12 protein-coding genes are annotated in these 16,649 nt (G+C 69.9%); 10 read left to right on the top strand and 2 right to left on the bottom strand.

Annotated features, from left to right (window positions below; genetic code table 11):
- Positions 1-24 precede the first annotated feature (24 nt).
- The 9 genes from ACFSOX_RS18575 to murJ all read left to right on the top strand — a co-directional run bounded on the left by ACFSOX_RS18575 (position 25) and on the right by murJ (position 12,069).
- Positions 25-2,340: a molybdopterin-dependent oxidoreductase gene (locus tag ACFSOX_RS18575; RefSeq protein ID WP_378479313.1), complete on the top strand. Its 2,316-nt coding sequence runs from the start codon at positions 25-27 to the stop codon at positions 2,338-2,340.
- Positions 2,341-2,375: 35 nt separating this feature from the next.
- Positions 2,376-3,317: a 4-hydroxy-tetrahydrodipicolinate synthase family protein gene (locus ACFSOX_RS18570; RefSeq protein WP_378479312.1), complete on the top strand. Its 942-nt coding sequence runs from the start codon at positions 2,376-2,378 to the stop codon at positions 3,315-3,317.
- A 37-nt stretch (positions 3,318-3,354) separates the two neighbouring features.
- Complete coding sequence (locus ACFSOX_RS18565; protein ID WP_378479311.1) at positions 3,355-4,146, top strand: SDR family oxidoreductase; 792 nt, start codon at positions 3,355-3,357, stop codon at positions 4,144-4,146.
- 39 nt (positions 4,147-4,185) lie between these two features.
- Entirely contained in the window at positions 4,186-5,184 is a 999-nt protein-coding gene (locus tag ACFSOX_RS18560) for a Bug family tripartite tricarboxylate transporter substrate binding protein (RefSeq protein WP_378479310.1), read from the top strand.
- A gap of 247 nt (positions 5,185-5,431) precedes the next feature.
- A complete protein-coding gene (locus ACFSOX_RS18555) occupies positions 5,432-6,430 on the top strand; it encodes a Bug family tripartite tricarboxylate transporter substrate binding protein (protein ID WP_378479309.1) in 999 nt (332 codons plus the stop codon).
- 181 nt (positions 6,431-6,611) lie between these two features.
- Positions 6,612-7,859, top strand: a complete 1,248-nt coding sequence (locus ACFSOX_RS18550) for a D-amino acid dehydrogenase (protein WP_378479308.1) — start codon at positions 6,612-6,614, stop codon at positions 7,857-7,859.
- Positions 7,860-8,080: 221 nt separating this feature from the next.
- The gene (locus ACFSOX_RS18545) at positions 8,081-9,079 is read left to right on the top strand and encodes a Gfo/Idh/MocA family oxidoreductase (RefSeq protein WP_378479307.1); all 999 of its coding nucleotides are present in this window, start codon (positions 8,081-8,083) and stop codon (positions 9,077-9,079) included.
- Positions 9,080-9,158: 79 nt separating this feature from the next.
- A complete protein-coding gene (locus ACFSOX_RS18540; protein WP_378479306.1) occupies positions 9,159-10,319 on the top strand; it encodes a DegT/DnrJ/EryC1/StrS family aminotransferase in 1,161 nt (386 codons plus the stop codon).
- A 172-nt stretch (positions 10,320-10,491) separates the two neighbouring features.
- Complete coding sequence (gene murJ, locus ACFSOX_RS18535; RefSeq protein WP_378479305.1) at positions 10,492-12,069, top strand: murein biosynthesis integral membrane protein MurJ; 1,578 nt, start codon at positions 10,492-10,494, stop codon at positions 12,067-12,069.
- 4 nt (positions 12,070-12,073) lie between these two features.
- On the opposite strand, the gene ACFSOX_RS18530 is transcribed toward murJ, so the two are convergent.
- Together ACFSOX_RS18530 and ACFSOX_RS18525 are read right to left on the bottom strand one after the other, a co-directional pair.
- A complete protein-coding gene (locus ACFSOX_RS18530; RefSeq protein ID WP_378479304.1) occupies positions 12,074-13,906 on the bottom strand; it encodes an ankyrin repeat domain-containing protein in 1,833 nt (610 codons plus the stop codon).
- Positions 13,907-14,114: 208 nt separating this feature from the next.
- Positions 14,115-15,032: a S1C family serine protease gene (locus ACFSOX_RS18525; RefSeq protein WP_378479303.1), complete on the bottom strand. Its 918-nt coding sequence runs from the start codon at positions 15,030-15,032 to the stop codon at positions 14,115-14,117.
- Between the two features lie 417 nt (positions 15,033-15,449).
- Between ACFSOX_RS18525 and ACFSOX_RS18520 the strand changes: the two genes are divergently transcribed.
- On the top strand, positions 15,450-16,643 hold the full coding sequence (locus ACFSOX_RS18520) for an efflux RND transporter periplasmic adaptor subunit (protein WP_378479302.1): 1,194 nt from the start codon (positions 15,450-15,452) through the stop codon (positions 16,641-16,643).
- Positions 16,644-16,649: the final 6 nt, after the last annotated feature.

Below are 16,649 nucleotides of genomic sequence, written 5' to 3'. Positions count from 1 at the left end.
CGGGGCCCGGTTCACAGTCGAGACATGACCCCCGCACCCGCCTCCCGACGCTGTCCTTCGCTCTGCCACTGGGGCGCCTTCACGGCGACGGTCGAGAACGGCCGTCTCGTCGGCTGCACGCCGTTTCCACGCGATCCGGCGCCGTCGCCCATGCTGGCGGCACTGCCCGCCATGGTGCATTCGCCGCTGCGCATCGCGCGGCCGGCGGTGCGCGAGGGATGGCGCGAAGGGAAGCCGCGCACCGGCCACGACTCGTTTCGCGAGATCGCGTGGGACGAGGCGCTCGACCTCGTCGCCGGCGAGCTGGCCCGGGTGCGCGCCGCGCACGGGCCGACCGCCGTGTTCGGCGGCTCCTACGGCTGGTCGTCGGCGGGGCGCGTGCACCACGCCCGCACGCTGGTGCGGCGGTTCCTGGCGCTCGGCGGCGGCTTCGTCGATCAGATCGCCAACTACTCGTTCGGCGCCGCCCAGACGCTGCTGCCGCACATCCTCGGCACCTTCCAGCCGGTGACGGGCCGCGCGACCGACTGGCCGAGCGTCATCGCCAACGCCAAGCTGATGATCGCCTTCGGCGGCCTCGCGCTGAAGAACGCTCAGGTCGGCTCCGGCGGCGTCGGCGCCCACGACACCGAGACCTGGCTGCGCCGCGCCCGCGCCGCCGGCCTCGCCTTCGTCAATGTCAGCCCGGTGAAGGCGGACGCGCCGGAATTCCTCGACGCCGAGTGGATTGCGATCCGGCCCAACACCGACGTCGTGCTGATGCTCGGCATGGCCCATGTGCTGCTGTCCGAGGGCCGGCACGACGCGGGGTTCCTGGATCGGTACTGCGCCGGCTTCGATCGCTTCGCCGATTATCTGACCGGGAAGACCGACGGCACGGCGAAGACGCCGGAGTGGGCGGAGGCGATCTGCGGCGTGCCGGCGGACAAAATCCGCGAGCTGGCGCGCCGCGCCGCCGACGTGCGGACCTACATGACGGCGACCTGGTCGCTGCAGCGCGCCCACCACGGCGAGCAGCCCTATTGGGGGCTGATCACGCTCGCCGCCATGCTGGGCGGCATCGGCCTGCCGGGGCAGGGCTTCGGCTTCGGCCACGGCTCGATCCACGGCCCCGGCCTGCCGCGCATGGCGCTGGCCGGCCCGGAAATTCCGCCGCCGCCGAACCCGGCGAAGTGCGCGATTCCCGTGGCCCGCATCGCCGACATGCTGCTCGATCCGGGCGGCACCTACGAGTTCAACGGAAAGCGACACACCTATCCGGACATCCGGCTCGTCTATTGGGCGGGCGGCAATCCGTTTCATCATCATCAGGATCTCAATCGGCTTCGGCGCGCCTTTCGGAAGCCCGAGACCGTGATCGTGCACGAGAGCTGGTGGACGCCGACGGCGCGCCACGCCGACATCGTGCTGCCGGCGACGACGACGCTCGAGCGCAACGACGTCGGCGGCACCTCGCGCGACCCGTTCGTGTTCGCCATGCATCAGGCGATCGCCCCGGTGGGCGAGGCGAAGAACGACATCGACATCTTCGCGGCGCTGGCCGAAAGGCTCGGTTACGGCGACGCCTTCACGCAGGGGCGCGGCGAGATGGAATGGTGCCGCCTCGTCTATCAGGGCATCCGCGACGGCGCCGCGAAAAAGGGCATCGAACTGCCGTCGTTCCAGCAGTTCTGGGCCGAGGGCGTGATCGAACTGCCGGCGCCGGAGCGCGACTACGTGCTGATGGAGGAGTTCCGCGCCGACCCGATCGCGCATCGCCTCGGAACGCCGTCCGGCAAGATCGAGATCACGTCCGACGTCGTGCAGCGGTTCGGCTACGACGACGCGCCGCCGCATCCGGCCTGGCTGCCGCCGGCCGAGTGGCTCGGTGCCGCGCAGGCGCAGCGCTTCCCGCTGCATCTCCTCACCAACCAGCCGGTGCGCCGGCTGCACAGCCAGACCGACCCCGGCCCCGTCTCGGTCGCCGGGAAAATTCTCGGCCGCGAGGCGATCCGGCTCGCGCCCGACGACGCCGCCGCCCGCGGCCTGCGCGACGGCGACATCGTGCGAGTCTTCAATGATCGTGGCGCGTGTCTCGCCGGCGTGGTGATCGACGCGGGCCTCGCCGCGAACGTCGCCGTGATGCCGACCGGCGCCTGGTTCGATCCGTCGCCCGCCGGCGACGGCCTCGACGTCCACGGCAACCCCAACGTGCTGACCCCGGACATCGGCACGTCGCGCCTCACCCAGGGGTCGAGCGCCCAGTCGACGCTCGTCGAGGTGGAGAAGTTCGTCGGCGCATTGCCGCCGATCCGGGCTTTCGACCCGCCCTCCCTTGCGCGCGCCCCCGCGCCGGTGTGAAACCACCGCCAACTCGCTTCTTCGCGGAGACCCACATGGCCAAGACCAAGCTCGCCGGCTCCTTCGTGGCGCTGATCACTCCGTTCAACAAGGACGGGACCGTCGACTTCGCGGCGTTCCGCACGCTCCTGAAGTTCCACGAGGACAACGGCACGGCTGCGATCCTGATCATGGGCTCGACCGGCGAGACGTCGATGCTGTCGCTCGAGGAGAAGAAGCAGATCATCGTCGAGACGGCGAAGATGAAGACGGCGAAGATGCCGATCTTCTTCGGCTGCACGGGCAACAACACCGAGTCGACGATCGCGATGGTGAAGTTCGCCAAGGACAACGGCGCCGACGGCGCCATCCTGGCGGCGCCCGCCTATATCTGTGCGCCCGAGGACGACATCGAGCGTTTCTTCCTGGAGGTCGCCGACGCCACCGACCTGCCGCTCGGCATCTACAACAACCCGCCGCGGGTGAAGAGCGACCTGCACTGGGACCATCTGCTGCGCATCTTCAAGCATCCGAACTACGTGGTGCACAAGGAGTCGACCGGTCGCGTCGGCCAGGTCGCCCAGGTGCTGGCCGGTCGTCCCGACGTCGCCGTGATGTGCTGCGACAGCCCCAATCTCGGTCTCGTGGTGCCGACCATGAGCCTCGGCGGCCACGGCACCGCCAACATGACCGGCAACATCGCGCCGCGCGAGATCGCGACGATCTCGACGCCGTGGAAGGACTACACGGACGCCACGAACTTCCGCGAGACCTATCTGCGCATGCTGCCGCTGCTGCACTTCACCTACTCGGCCATCAATCCGGTCGCCGTGAAGTCGCTGATGAAGGCGGTCGGTCTGCCGGCCGGCGATCTCAGGAAGCCGCTCACCGGGCTCGCCGCCGATCATCTCGCCCGCGGCCTGCGCATCGTCTCCGAGCTCGGCCTCGACAAGGCCTACGGCTTCGACGTGAAGCCCGTCTCCGCCGTCGCGGCCTGAGCCGCGACGCATCTCACGGCGGCGGCGGAGGCGGCCCATGGATCTCGGAATTGCGGGCCGCAAGGCGCTGCTGTGCGGCGCGAGCCGCGGGCTCGGCAAGGCCTGCGCGCTGGCGCTCGCCCGCGAGGGCGTCGCGGTCACGATCGCGGCGCGCACACCGGCGACGCTCGAGCAGGCGGCGCAGGACATTCGTGATCAGGTTCCCGTCGGGGCCGGCGGCAGCGTGAGCTGGGTCGCCGCCGACATCACGACCGAGGCGGGGCGCGACGCGATCCTGGCCGCGTGTCCGGAGCCCGACATCCTGCTCAACAACGCGGACGGCCCGCTCCCCGGCGACTTCCGCGACTGGCGACGCGACGACTGGATCGCCGCGCTCGACGCCATGATGCTCGGCCCGATCGAGATGATCAGGCGCACGGTCGACGGCATGATGGAGCGGAGGTTCGGCCGCATCGTCAACATCGTGTCGCGCAGCGTGAAGATCGCGCAGCCGGAGCTCGGCCTGTCGAACGGCGCGCGCTCCGGCCTCGTCGGCTTCGTCGCCGGCATCTCGCGTCAGACCGTGGTCCACAACGTCACCATCAACAATCTTCTGCCCGGAATCTTCGACAGCGACGCGCAACGTCGTCACATCCGTGGCATGATCGACGACGTCGGCGACCGGTTCGAGCAGGTCTGGCATGCGCGTGCGGCAGCGAATCCGGCGCGTCGTTACGGCGATCCGGAAGAGCTCGGCGCGTATTTTGCTTTTTTGTGCTCGTCGAAGGCCGGGTTCATAACCGGCCAGAACTTGCTGATCGACGGTGGAAGTTATCCCGGGACGTACTGAGTTCAGGTTCCCTGTCGCTCCGACAGACACGAGGACAACATGATACGAAAAGCTCTGGCAGCGTGTGCTGTCGCTCTCTCGGCCCTCGCCGGCGTGACGTTCGACGGCGCCGTGCCGTCGGCGCAGGCCCAGCCGCAGGCCTATCCGAACCGCAACATCACCATGGTGGTGCCGTATCCGGCCGGCGGCTCGGTCGACGGCGTCGCCCGCGTGCTCGCCCAGAAGCTCCAGGAGGCGCTGGGCGTCAGCGTCATCGTCGAGAACCGCGCCGGCGGTGCCGGCGGCCTGATCGGCGCCAACACGGTGGCGAAGGCGCAGCCGGACGGCTACACGTTGCTCCTGCAGGCGTCGATCCACGTCGTCTCGCCGTTCCTGTTCAAGAACGTGCCCTACGACGTGGTGAAGGATTTCACCCCGATCACGCTGGTCGCCGCCGGCCCGCTGATCGTCAGCACGTCGCCCAACGTGCCGGCGAAGGATCTGAAGGAGTTCTTTGATCTGGTCCGCAAGGATCCGTCGAAATTCACCTTCGCGACGTCGAGCTTCGGCTCGGCCGGCCACCTCGCCATCGAGCTCCTGAAGCGCGAGGCGGGCGTCGATGCGCTGGTCATCGCCTACAAGGGCGCCGGCCCGATGCTGACCGACCTGATGAGCGGCCAGATTCAGCTGATCGCCGATCCGGCGCTCTCCTCGGTGCCGCTCGCCCAGTCCGGCAAGATCAAGGCGCTCGCGGTGACGAGCCTGAAGCGCACCGCCTCGGCGCCCGAGATCCCGACCGTCGCCGAATCCGGCATGAAGCCGCTCGACTTCGTGTCGTGGTACGGGCTGTGGGGCCCCAAGGGGCTGCCGCCCGAGATCACCGCCAAGCTGCAGGAGGTCTCGGTGAAGGTTCTGGCCCAGGAGGACGCCAAGAAGCGCTTCGCCACGCTCGGCTTCGACCCGATCGGCTCGACGAGCGAGGAGTTCGCCAAGTACATCGGCGACGAGATGGCGCGCGCCGAGAAGATCATCAAGGACGCGAACATCAAGACGGAGTGAGGCGACACGGACGTCGTCGTCCGGGCGCGCGGATCGGCTCCGCGCGCCCGCATTCGTTCGTCGCGCCGCGTCGCTCCGCGGTCGATGCCGATCTGATCACGTCGCGATCGTCGATCGCGATCCGTCGCAGAGCCTCGAACGTTTCCGCGAAACTGGCGCAGGTCTTGCCTTGTGAATGGTACGCAGATGCCGAGGAGCGACCAGCGTGGGAAGGCTGGTCGCGGGGCGGGCGAACCATGAGGACGACATGTTCAGAAATGCTTTGGCGGCTTGCGCGGCACTCGCGGCGCTCGCCGTGTCCGGGCCGGCGACGACCGGACCCGCGATGGCCGGCCCGAACGGCGACGCCTATCCGGCGCGCACCATCACGGTCGTGGTGCCGGTGCCGGCCGGCGGCTCGGTCGACGGCGTCGCCCGCATCCTGGCGCACAAGCTGCAGGAAAGCCTCGGCGTCAGCGTGATCGTCGAGAACCGCGCCGGTGGCGCCGGCGGCACGGTCGGAGCGGGCTCGGTGGTGAAGTCCGCGCCGGACGGCTACACGCTCCTCCTTCACGCCTCGCTGCATGTCGGCGCGCCGTTTCTGTTCAAGAACGTGCCCTACGACGTGACGAAGGACTTCACGCCGATCACCCTCGTCGCCTCCGGCCCGCTGATCGTCAGCACGGCGCCGAACGTGCCGGCGAACACCCTGAAGGAGTTCTTCGACCTCGTCCGCAAGGAGCCGAGCAAATACACGTTCGCGACCTCGGGCTTCGGTGCGGCCGGCCATCTCGCGGTCGAGCTGCTCAAGCACGAGGCGAATGTCGATGCTTTGGTCATCGCCTATCGGGGCGCGACGCCGATGCTCGCCGATCTGATGAGCGGCCAGATTCAGCTCGTCGCCGATCCGATGGTCGCTTCGCTGCCGCTCGTGCAGGCCGGCAAGATCAAGGCGCTCGCCATCACCAGCCTCGAGCGAAGCAAGGCCGCGCCCGACATCCCGACGGTCGCCGAGTCCGGCATGAAGCCGCTCGACTTCGGCTCGTGGTACGGGCTTTGGGCACCGAAGGGGCTGCCGCCCGAGATCACCGCCAAGCTGCAGGAGGTCTCCGCCAAGGTGCTGGCCGACGAGGACACCAAGCGGCGCTTCGCCGTGCTTGGCTTCGAGCCGATCGGCTCGTCCACCGAGGCGTTCAAGACCTTCATCGCCGACGAGACGGCGCGCACCGAGAAGATCATCAAGGACGCGATGATCAAGTCGCAGTGACGGTCCCGGTCGGTCGATCGGCGCTTGCGCCGGTCGTCCACGCCGACCTCGTGCTCTTCACGCATGCACCGGCCGCGGGCGCGCTCGCGGCCGGTGCTCATGTCAACGGTCGCCGCGGTCGCGGCGGCAGGAACGGCCGGTCCGGCGACGGGTTTCGCCGGAACGGCGACAGGACGGACCCATGAACGTTCTCGTGCTCGGGGCAGGGGTGGTCGGCACCGCCTGCGCTCATTATCTCCGCCGCGCCGGCCACACCGTCACGGTCGTCGAGCGGCGCACCGGCGCCGGCCTCGAGACGAGCTTCGGCAATGCCGGCGGCGTCTGCCCGGGCTTCGCCGGCCCGTGGGCCGCGCCCGGCATGCCGATGAAAGGCCTGCGCTGGATGCTGACGCGCTACGCGCCGCTCGCCATGCGGCCGACGCTCGATCCGTATCAGTACGCCTGGCTCCTGGATTTCGTGCAGAACTGCACGCCCGAACGCTTCGCCCGCAACAAGGCGCGCATGCAGCGCATCGCCCATTACAGCAAGGCGTGCCTGAAGGATCTGCGTCGCGAGACCGGGATCACGTACGATAACGGCGAGGGCGGCGTGCTGCAGCTCTTCCGCACCACGGACGAGGTGGCGGGCGGTCGCCGCGCCAGCGCCGTGCTCGAAAAGTTCGGCGTCACCCATCAGCTCCTCGATGCCGACGGCGTGCTCGCGGCCGAGCCGGCGCTCGTGCGCTCGACGATCAAGTTCGTCGGCGGCCTGAACCTGCCGGGCGACGAGACCGGCGACTCGGCGCTGTTCTCGGCGCGCCTGTCCGCACGTCTCCAGGGCGAGGGCGTCCGCTTCCTGTTCGGCACCAAGATCACGCGGCTGCGGGTCGAGGGGCAGCGCCTGCGCGCGGTCGAGACCGACAAGGGGCCGCTCGAGGCGGACGCCGTCGTCGTCGCGCTCGGCGTCGAGGCGCCGTTCCTGTTGCGCCCGCACGGCATCAACCTGCCGATCTATCCGGTGAAAGGTTACTCCATCACGGTGGATCTGCCGTCCGATCAGGTGGGGCCGCGCTCCGCCGTGATGGACGAGCACACCAAGGTGATGATCACGCGGCTCGGCACGCGGCTGCGTGCGGCCGGCATGGCGGAGGTCGCGGGCTACGGTCTCGGCGTGCGGCGCGACGGCATCGAGGCGGTGCGCCGCACCGTGCGTGCCATGTATCCGGACGTGTCGCTCGACGGCGACATCAAGCCTTGGGCCGGCCTGCGGCCGATGACGCCGGACGGGCCGCCTTATCTGGGCGAGACGCCGATCGAGGGGCTCTATCTCAACATCGGCCACGGCTCGAACGGCTGGACGCAAGCCTGCGGCACCGGCCGAATCCTCGCCGACATCGTGTCGGGACGCGCCCCGGAGATCGATCTCGACGGCTACGGGCTGGTGCGCTGAGACCGGTCTGCCTGCGGCTTGCGCACGATTCGAAATGCCTGCGCCGCAGGCGCGCTGACGGGAAAGGCCGAGGAAAGGAATCCGGAAGAGCCCGTAGCGGGCTCGAAATCCGGATTGTAAATATCTGAATCAAAACGTGTTTACGTGACCTTCTTTTCACGTCGCACGCCCCTGGCCGGCGTGCTAGGAGGGCGCGAGGACAGTTTTCGGGGAAGGTGGTCATGGTCGACAGCGCCAAGGGCAGCGCCCAGAAGCCGTTGCGCGTCGGCGTGGTCGGCGTCGGCGTGATGGGATGCAACCACGCGCGGGTGTTCGCCGGCCTGCCGGGCGTGCAGCTGGTCGGTGTCGCGGATCCGAACGTCGGGCAGACCGAGTTCGTCGGCCGCACGCTCGGCTGCGGCACGTTCCCGGACGTCGGCAAGCTGCTGGACTTCGGCGTCGACGCCGTGACCATCGCGGCGCCGACGCATCTGCATCGCGAGGTCGCGCTCACCTGCATCCGGCGTGGCGTTCACGTGATGATCGAGAAGCCGATCGCCTCCACGGTGGAGCAGGGGCACGAGATCATCGAGGCGGCGAAGCGCGCCGGCGTGACATTGATGGTTGGTCATGTCGAGCGATTCAACCCGGCCGCGCAGTCGCTGAAGGAAGCGATCCGCAACGAGGACATCCTGTCGATCGCGATCACGCGGGTCGGGCCGTTCCCGCCGCGCATGTCGAACGTCGGCATCGTCATCGACCTCGCCGTGCACGACATCGACCTGGTGCGCTGGTTCACCGACTCCGAGATCGTCGAGGTGCAGCCGCAGCTCTCCAGCGCCAAGGCCGAGCGCGAGGACATCGCGCTGCTGCAGTTCCGCACCGCCTCCGGCGTGCTCGCCCACATCAACACCAACTGGCTGACGCCGTTCAAGGCGCGCACCGTCCAGATCGCCACGAAGCGCAAGTACATCACGGGTGATCTGCTCACCCGGCAGGTGACCGAGTGCTTCGGCTTCCAGCCGGACGGCAGCTACTCGATGCGCCACCTCTCGGTCGGCCACGACGAGCCGCTGCGCGCCGAGCTCGGCGCCTTCGTCAAGGCGGTGCGCACCGGCACGCGCCCCGCCGTCACCGGCGAGGAGGGCGTCGCCAGCCTGGAGATCGCCATCCGTTGCCTCGAGGTGGGCGGCGAGGCGATCGGCCTGCCGCTCCGCAAGCCGCGTGCGGTGGCGCGCTGAGGCGCGTGTTCGACACCGCGGCCGGACGTCCACGAGACGGACTCGACAGCTTCACACGACATCGCATGCAGGACATCGCATGACCCAACACGCCCGCCTGCAGCCGCAGCCGATCCCCTTCATCGACGTGGCGGCGCAACGCCGCGCCCTCGGCACCAAGGTCGACGACGCCGTCGCCCGTGTGCTGGCGCATTGCCAGTTCATTCTCGGACCCGAGGTGCAGCAGCTCGAGGCCGATCTCGCCGCCTTCTGCGGCGCCAGCCACGCCGTCACCTGCGCGAGCGGGACCGACGCACTTTCGCTGGTGCTGATGGCGAAGGGCATCGGCCCCGGCGACGCGGTGATCTGCCCGTCCTTCACGTTCTGCGCCACGGCCGAGGTGGTGGCCCTGCATGGCGCGACCCCGGTGTTCGCCGACATCGACGAGGCGACCTACAACATCTCGGTCGCGAGCGCCGCCGCCGCGATCGAGAAGGCGAAGCAACTCGGGCTCAGGCCGCGTGGACTCATCCCGGTCGATCTGTTCGGCCTGCCGGCCGACCACGACGCCATCGCGGCGCTCGCCGACGCCGAGGGCCTGTTCGTGCTCGACGACGCGGCGCAGTCGTTCGGGGCGACCTACAAGGGCCGTCGGCTCGGCGTCGACGGTCTCGCCACCGCGACCGCGACGAGCTTCTTTCCGGCGAAGCCGCTCGGCTGCTACGGCGACGGGGGCGCGATCTTCACCGACGATCCCGAGCTGGTGGCGACGCTGAAGAGTCTTCGCGTGCACGGCCACGGCTCCGACAAGTACGACAACGTCCGCATCGGCCTCACCTCGCGGCTCGACACCGTGCAGGCCGCCGTGCTGATCGAGAAGCTGAAGATCTTCGCCGACGAGATTCGCGCCCGCGACGCGGTGGCCAAGCGCTATGCCGATGGCCTCGCCGACGTGGTCGGCGTGCCGGTGGTGCCGGAAGGTTATTCCTCGGTGTGGGCCCAGTACACGATCCGGATTCCCGCCGGCACGCGCGAAAAGTTCGCGGCGGCCCTGAAGGCCGACGGCGTGCCGACCGCGATCTACTACCCGATCCCGCTGCATCGTCAGGTGGCCTACAAGCAGTATCCGACCGCCGGCAACGGCCTGCCCGTGTCCGACAAGGTCGCGGCCGAGGTGATCGCGCTGCCCATGCACGCCTATCTGGACGCGGCGTCGCAGGACCGGGTGATCGACGCCGTGCGGCGGGCCGTGAAACAGTAGGGGCACGCGACACCCTCCAGCCCGTCATGCCCGGCCTCGTGCCGGGCATCCACGCCGCGGCCGCAGGCCGCGGAGCAGTGGTGAGGGGGCGGGCAGACGTGGATGGCCGGGACGAGCCCGGCCATGACGAGCCGAAGAGGCGGTCGCCGTCGGCAAAGGTTCGGTCGAGGCCATGCTCGGACGCATCGCGACTGTCGGGGGGCTGACGCTGCTGTCGCGCGTCACCGGCTTCCTGCGCGACATCATGCTGGCCGCGGTGCTGGGCGCCGGGCCGGTCGCCGACGCCTTCTTCGTCGCGCTCAGGCTTCCAAATCACTTCCGCGCCATCTTCGCCGAAGGGGCGTTCAACGCCGCCTTCGTGCCGGCCTATGCCCGCATCGTGAAGCAGGGCGGGGCGGATCCGGCGCGGCTGTTCGCCGATCGCGTCTTCACCATGCTGATGGCGGCCGAGGCCGTGCTGCTGGCGCTGGCGCTCGCCTTCACGCCGGCCGTCATCGGCCTGCTGGCGCCCGGTTTCGCGAGCGGCACCGGGCGATTCGATCTCGCGGTCGAGCTGACCCGCATCACCTTTCCGTATCTGGTGCTGGTCAGCCTGGTCACGCTCTACGGCGGCATGCTCAACGCCGTGCAGCGCTTCGCCTCGCCGGCCGCGGCGCCCGTGCTGCTCAATCTCAGCATGATGGCGACGCTGTCGCTCGCGGCGTTCTTCCCGACCGCCGGCCACGCCGCCGCCTGGGGCGTGCTGGTCGCCGGCGTGCTCGAGGTGTTGCTGGTCGGGGCCGACGTGGCGCGCCGCACCGGACTGCCGCGCTTTTCCGGTCTCGTGCTCGACGACGACGTGAAGAGGTTCTTCAAGGCACTCGGCCCGGCGACGGTCGGCTCGGCCGGGCTGCAGATCGCGATGTTCGCCGACACCATCATCGCGAGCTTCCTGCCGGCCGGCGCGCTCTCCGCCCTCTACTACGCCGACCGCCTCTATCAGCTCCCGGTCGGCGTCATCGGCATCGCGGTCGGCACCGTCGTCCTGCCCGAGATGGCGAGCCGCATCGCCGGCGGAGACGAGGCGGGCGCCCGCGAGGCGCAGAGCCGCGCCGTCGAGCTCGCGCTCCTCCTCTCGGTGCCGTGCCTGGTCGCCTTCCTGTTGCTGCCCGATCTGATCATGCTGGCGCTGTTTTCGCGCGGTGCTTTCACGGCGGCCGATGCGGCGGCGGCCGGCGCGACGCTCGCCGCCTATTCGGTCGGGCTCCTGCCTTTCGTTCTGATCCGCAGCGTCACGGCGACCTTCCTGGCGCGCGGCGACACCAAGACGCCGGTGAAGGCGCTGCTCGCCTCGGTGGTCGTCAACGTGGCGCTCAAGATAGCCCTGATGGGGCCGCTGTCGCAGGTCGGGCTCGCCCTCGCCACCGCGGTCGGCGCCTGGGTGAACTTCCTGCTCGTCGTCTGGTTCGCCCGCCGCGCCGGCCTGCTCGGCTGGGATTCGCGGCTGATGCGCTCGGTCGCCCGCCTCGCGATCGCCGCCGCGGTGCTGGCCGTGGCGCTCGTCGCCGGTGAGCGCGTCGTCGCGGCGCTGATCGACCCCGGCCAGATGCTCCGCCACGAGGCGTCGCTCGCAGCCCTCGCGCTGATCGGCGCCGCCGTCTACGGGCTCGCCATCGCCGCCCTGTTCGGCCGCCGGTGGCTGCGCGGCCTCGCGCGGCGGCGCAATAGCGGCGCGCCGCCGGTGCCGCCGCCGGCCGCCGATCCGCACTGACGCATCAGGCCGCCGCCGCGACGGCGCCACGCAGCCGCCGGGTGAGCGGATGCTCGGGTCCGAGCTTGTCCTCCGCGAGATCGATCGGCCGCTTGCCGTCGAACGCGACGATGTCGGTCCGGGCACCGGCGTCGAGCAGCGCCTCGGCGCAGTCGGCGAAGCCGTGCCACAGCGCATCGTGCAGCGGCGTGTAGCCGTTCGAGGCGCCCTGGGCGTCGAGGTTCACGCCGCGCGCCGCCGCCAGACGGCGGGTGATGTCGAGGTGGCCGTTGTAGGTCGCCTTGTGCAGCGGCACGGCGCCGAACACGGGTTCGACCGCGTTGACGTCCGCACCGGCCTCGATCAGCACCCCGACCCCCTCGGCGAACCCGTCGCGTGCGGCCACCAGAAGGGCCGTGTGGCCGTCGTCGAAGCCGCACACCACCGGCCAGCGGCGATCGATCGGAGCGCCGGCGGCGAGCGCCTCGCGCAGCGCCGGGACGGCCTTGTCGTGCACGGCGCGGATCACCGCGTTGTCGCGCATCGCCGCCTCGTCGCGGCCGCGTCGGGCCGCGATCAGCGCCTCGATGCGCGCCAGCTTCTCGGCGTCGCCGACCCCCCGGCTGACGCGCTTGGCGTATTCCAGATGATCGGCGAGCGTGAAGCCGTAGGACGTTCGCGGCTCCAGGCGGCAGTCGTGATCGAGCAGCAGCGCGACGATCTCGACCGCCTTGTACCAGATCGCTTCGACGAGCGGCGTGTGGCCGGTCGTGGTCGCCTGCAGGTCGATCGCCGCACCGGCGCCGATCAGGAGCCGCGCCACCTCGGCATGGCCACCCTGCGCCACCTTGTGGAGCGCCGCGGTGCCGGCCTTGCGGTCGAGCGCGTTCGGGTCGGCGCCGAAACCGATCAGCGTCCGCACCATCTCGACATGGCCGCGCGCCGCCGCGATCGTCAGCACGGGCAGGCCGGAGGCCTCGTCGTGGGTGTTCGGATCGGCTCCGAACGGCAGCACCTTCATGGCCTCGTCGCGATCGCCGCGCGTCGCGGCGTCGATCAGCCGCGTCCGCATGTCGCCGCGGAACGGCACGATGCCCTGGACCGTGTCCCAGTAGGACTTCCAGAACACGATGCGGCCGTCGGCGACGCGGATGCGCTGGATGAACTCGATGTCGTAGTCGAGGCCGGTCGCCTTGATCGTCGCCCGCTCGTGGACGATCGCCAGGGCTTCGTCGCCGCCGTAGACGATGCCGCGCAGCTCGAACTCGCGCACCTGCGAGAGCTGGCCCCAGATCACGAAGGACTGCTCCACGGCGGCGCGGCCGTGATACTCGCCGAGCCACGGGACGATATCGCTCAGGCCCTTCACGCCGGGATTGTTGATCCACACGACGTCGTCGGCGAGGCAGGCGAGCGCACCGGCGCCGTCGCCGCGGGCGAGGGCCGCGAACCAGCGCTCGACCACCGGACGGGTCGCGTCCGGCCCGGTCGCAGCCGCTCCGCCGTCGCCCGCGAGAGGCGATGGCAGGCGGGCCGGCGCTGCCGCCGTGCCGGGCTGCGGGAACTTGGCCCGCACGTCCGCGAGGAAGCCCTCGTAGTCGCGCAGCGCCCACACCACCTCGAAGTCGAGGTACTCGCGCATCGGCAGCCAGCCCATCGAGTTGCGGTCGAGATCCTCGAGCGACGCCGCGTTCACGATCGCGATGATGCGATGCTGGGACACCACCTTGTAGAGCTGGACGAAGCCGCCCCGGATCCCCTCGACCCCGTGGGTGCCTTCGAGCGACTCGAGATCCCACAGCTGGTCCTGCGAGATCCGCCCCTGATAGTTCCATCGCATCTGGACATAGAACAGCATCGCCGGCCTCCGATGGCGGGCGCGCGACACGGTCCGGCCGCATCGTGGCTGCGGCGCGGCCCGGCGGCCGGACGCCCGCGGGTTGCGACTGCAACCTAAACGAGCGATCTGGGAAAAGTAAACATAAAGTAGTACAAATCCGCGTGCGCAATCCCGAAGGCGTGGCGCCGGGCGCCCGGTCGGCCGACAATGCAGGTCACCGGTTGCGTCAGGCCGCGGTCCGCGGCGGCCGCTCCAGCGGCACCAACGCGACCGTATGCCGCTCGCCGCCGCGCAGGACTTCGATCGCGAGCGCGCGGCCGATCCGCTCGCCGGTGAGGGCGCGGACGAGCTCGTCGGCGCCCGTGACCGGCGCGCCGTCGATCGCCAGCACGACGTCGCCGGCGACGATCCCGGCCGCGGCCGCGGGGCTGCCCGGCTCGTCGCCGGCGATCATCACGGCACTGTCCTGGGCGACGCCGGCGAGATGTCGCAGCCGCGCCGGCAGCGTGGTCTGGGCGGCCGCGATGCCGATGAAGGCGCGGCGCACCCGGCCGTGCCGCACCAGCTCGCCGAGCACGTGCTTCACGGTGTTGGCCGCGATGGCGAAGCAGATGCCTTGCGCGCCCTGGATGATCGCGGTGTTTATTCCGACCACCTCGCCGTGCGAGGCGACGAGCGGCCCGCCCGAGTTGCCGGGGTTGAGCGCGGCGTCGGTCTGGATCAGGTCGTCGACCAGCCGGCCGTTCGCGGCGCGCAGCGACCGCCCGAACGCCGACACGACACCGGCCGTGACGGTCGACTCGAAGCCGAGCGGATTGCCGATCGCGACGACGAGCTGGCCGCGCCGCAGTCTTCGCGAGTCGCCGAGAGCGGCGGAGGGCAGCAGCACGTTCTCGTCGACCCGCACCAGAGCGAGATCGGTATCGGGATCGGCCCCGACCACGCGAGCGCCGAGCCGCAGCCCGTCCGCCGTGGTGACGGCGAGCCGCAGGCCGGCGTGGCGCGCCGCGGCGGCCGCGACGACATGATGGTTGGTGACGATCAGACCGTCCGGCGATACGATCACGCCCGATCCCGAGCCACCGCGCCCCTGCGGGCCGACGACATCGAGCCGCACCACGGCCGGCCCGATGCGATCGACCACCGTGGTCACGGCTCGAGAGTACGCGTCGAGCAGCGCAGTATCGTCCGAGCTTTCCGGTGTCGGACGGGAATTATCGTTCGAGCTGACGCCGTCCTGCGGCGCGATGTTGCTCGTGTCGGCGACGTCGACGACGTTACGGCTTTGTAATCTCGAATCCAGATTATCGTAACCGACGCTGCGATACCCTCGTGCCGACGGAAAACTCGGAGTCCGATCGGGAGTTCGATCGGATGGCGAACTCCGGGTTCGATCATTTAGTCGATTTACTTGCATGGCACGGGCGGATATGGGGATGCCACGCGGTTATGGAAGACCATCGAGACATCGCGTGGGCGCCTAGGTTTCTTCCCCGGGCAGGCCACACAAAGGCCGGCAGGATGCGCGATGTCGACGGTCCCTAGACATTCCGGAGCTGTCATGAGTTCGAAGTGGGCGCGCCTCGTGGCCGTCGGTGCGGCTGTCGTTCTGGCGGGATGCGGCGGCGAGACGAAGCAGCCGCAGGCCGGCGGTCCGCCGCCCCCGCAGGTGACGGTGGCGAAGCCGGTGGAGCGCACCGTGACCGACTACGACGAGTATGTCGGCCGCTTCGTGCCGGTCGACTCGGTCGAGGTGCGGGCGCGCGTGTCCGGCTATCTGGAACAGATTCATTTCAAGGACGGCCAGCTGGTGAAGCAGGGTGATCTCCTGTTCACCATCGACAAGCGGCCGTTCCAGACGGCGCTCGACCAGGCCAAGGCGAACCTCGCCCAGGCCAAGGCGAACCTCGCCTTCACCGAGGCGGATCTGTCGCGTGCCCAGCAGCTGGTGCGCGATCGCACCATCACCGAGCAGACCTTCGATCAGCGCACCCAGGCGAAGCGCGTGGCCGAGGCGTCCGTCGCGGCCCAGGAGGCGGCGGTGCGGCAGGCGACCCTCGACCTCGAGTTCACCGAGCTGAAGGCGCCGATCACCGGCCGCATCGGCGATCGCCGCGTGTCGATCGGCAATCTCGTCACCGGCGGCACCGGCGGCACCACGACGCTGCTCGCCACCATCGTCACCTACGATCCGATCCGCTTCGAGTTCACCTACGACGAGGCCGCCTATCTGCGCTACCAGCGGATGACGACCGACGGTCCGGCGAACCGCGCCGGCGGCCTCGAGGTCGGTCTCAAGCTGATCGACGAGAAGGACTTCGGCCACAAGGGCCGCATGGACTTCGTCGACAACGTGATCGAGCGCACCACCGGCACGATCCGCGGCCGCGCCGTGCTGCCCAATCCGGACGGGCTGTTCACGCCCGGTATGTTCGCCCGCGTACGCGTGCCGGCCTCGCAGCCGCAGACCGCCCTGATGGTGCCGGACGTCGCGATCGGCTCCGAGCAGGTGCGCAAATACGTGTTCGTGGTCGACGCCGAGAACACGGCGCGCCAGAAGTTCGTCACCCTCGGCCAGCTCGACGGCAAGCTGCGGGTGATCAAGGACGGCCTCGGTCCGAACGACCTGGTGATCGTCAACGGCATGGCGCGCACGCGCCCCGGCATCAAGGTGACGCCGAAGGAGGAGCCGATCGCGGGGCCTGCTCCGGCCGGTCCGCAGGCGGCGGCCGGCGGCGCGGCCAAGGCCGAGTGAGCGACC

Source organism: Rhodoplanes azumiensis (assembly GCF_042682915.1).
Lineage (GTDB): Bacteria > Pseudomonadota > Alphaproteobacteria > Rhizobiales > Xanthobacteraceae > Rhodoplanes > Rhodoplanes azumiensis.
The sequence above is the reverse complement of the archived record's forward strand: the minus strand, read 5'-3'. Positions and strand labels throughout refer to the sequence as shown.

What these genes read in the sequence shown, in the direction of transcription:
- murJ (WP_378479305.1), top strand. Translation starts at nt 10,492, where the DNA reads ATGCTCGGACGCATCGCGACTGTCGGGGGGCTGACGCTGCTGTCGCGC.
- ACFSOX_RS18570 (WP_378479312.1), top strand. Translation starts at nt 2,376, where the DNA reads ATGGCCAAGACCAAGCTCGCCGGCTCCTTCGTGGCGCTGATCACTCCG.
- ACFSOX_RS18520 (WP_378479302.1), top strand. Translation starts at nt 15,450, where the DNA reads ATGAGTTCGAAGTGGGCGCGCCTCGTGGCCGTCGGTGCGGCTGTCGTT.
- ACFSOX_RS18540 (WP_378479306.1), top strand. Translation starts at nt 9,159, where the DNA reads ATGACCCAACACGCCCGCCTGCAGCCGCAGCCGATCCCCTTCATCGAC.
- ACFSOX_RS18555 (WP_378479309.1), top strand. Translation starts at nt 5,432, where the DNA reads ATGTTCAGAAATGCTTTGGCGGCTTGCGCGGCACTCGCGGCGCTCGCC.
- ACFSOX_RS18575 (WP_378479313.1), top strand. Translation starts at nt 25, where the DNA reads ATGACCCCCGCACCCGCCTCCCGACGCTGTCCTTCGCTCTGCCACTGG.
- ACFSOX_RS18560 (WP_378479310.1), top strand. Translation starts at nt 4,186, where the DNA reads ATGATACGAAAAGCTCTGGCAGCGTGTGCTGTCGCTCTCTCGGCCCTC.
- ACFSOX_RS18530 (WP_378479304.1), bottom strand. Translation starts at nt 13,906, where the DNA reads ATGCTGTTCTATGTCCAGATGCGATGGAACTATCAGGGGCGGATCTCG.
- ACFSOX_RS18545 (WP_378479307.1), top strand. Translation starts at nt 8,081, where the DNA reads ATGGTCGACAGCGCCAAGGGCAGCGCCCAGAAGCCGTTGCGCGTCGGC.
- ACFSOX_RS18565 (WP_378479311.1), top strand. Translation starts at nt 3,355, where the DNA reads ATGGATCTCGGAATTGCGGGCCGCAAGGCGCTGCTGTGCGGCGCGAGC.
- ACFSOX_RS18550 (WP_378479308.1), top strand. Translation starts at nt 6,612, where the DNA reads ATGAACGTTCTCGTGCTCGGGGCAGGGGTGGTCGGCACCGCCTGCGCT.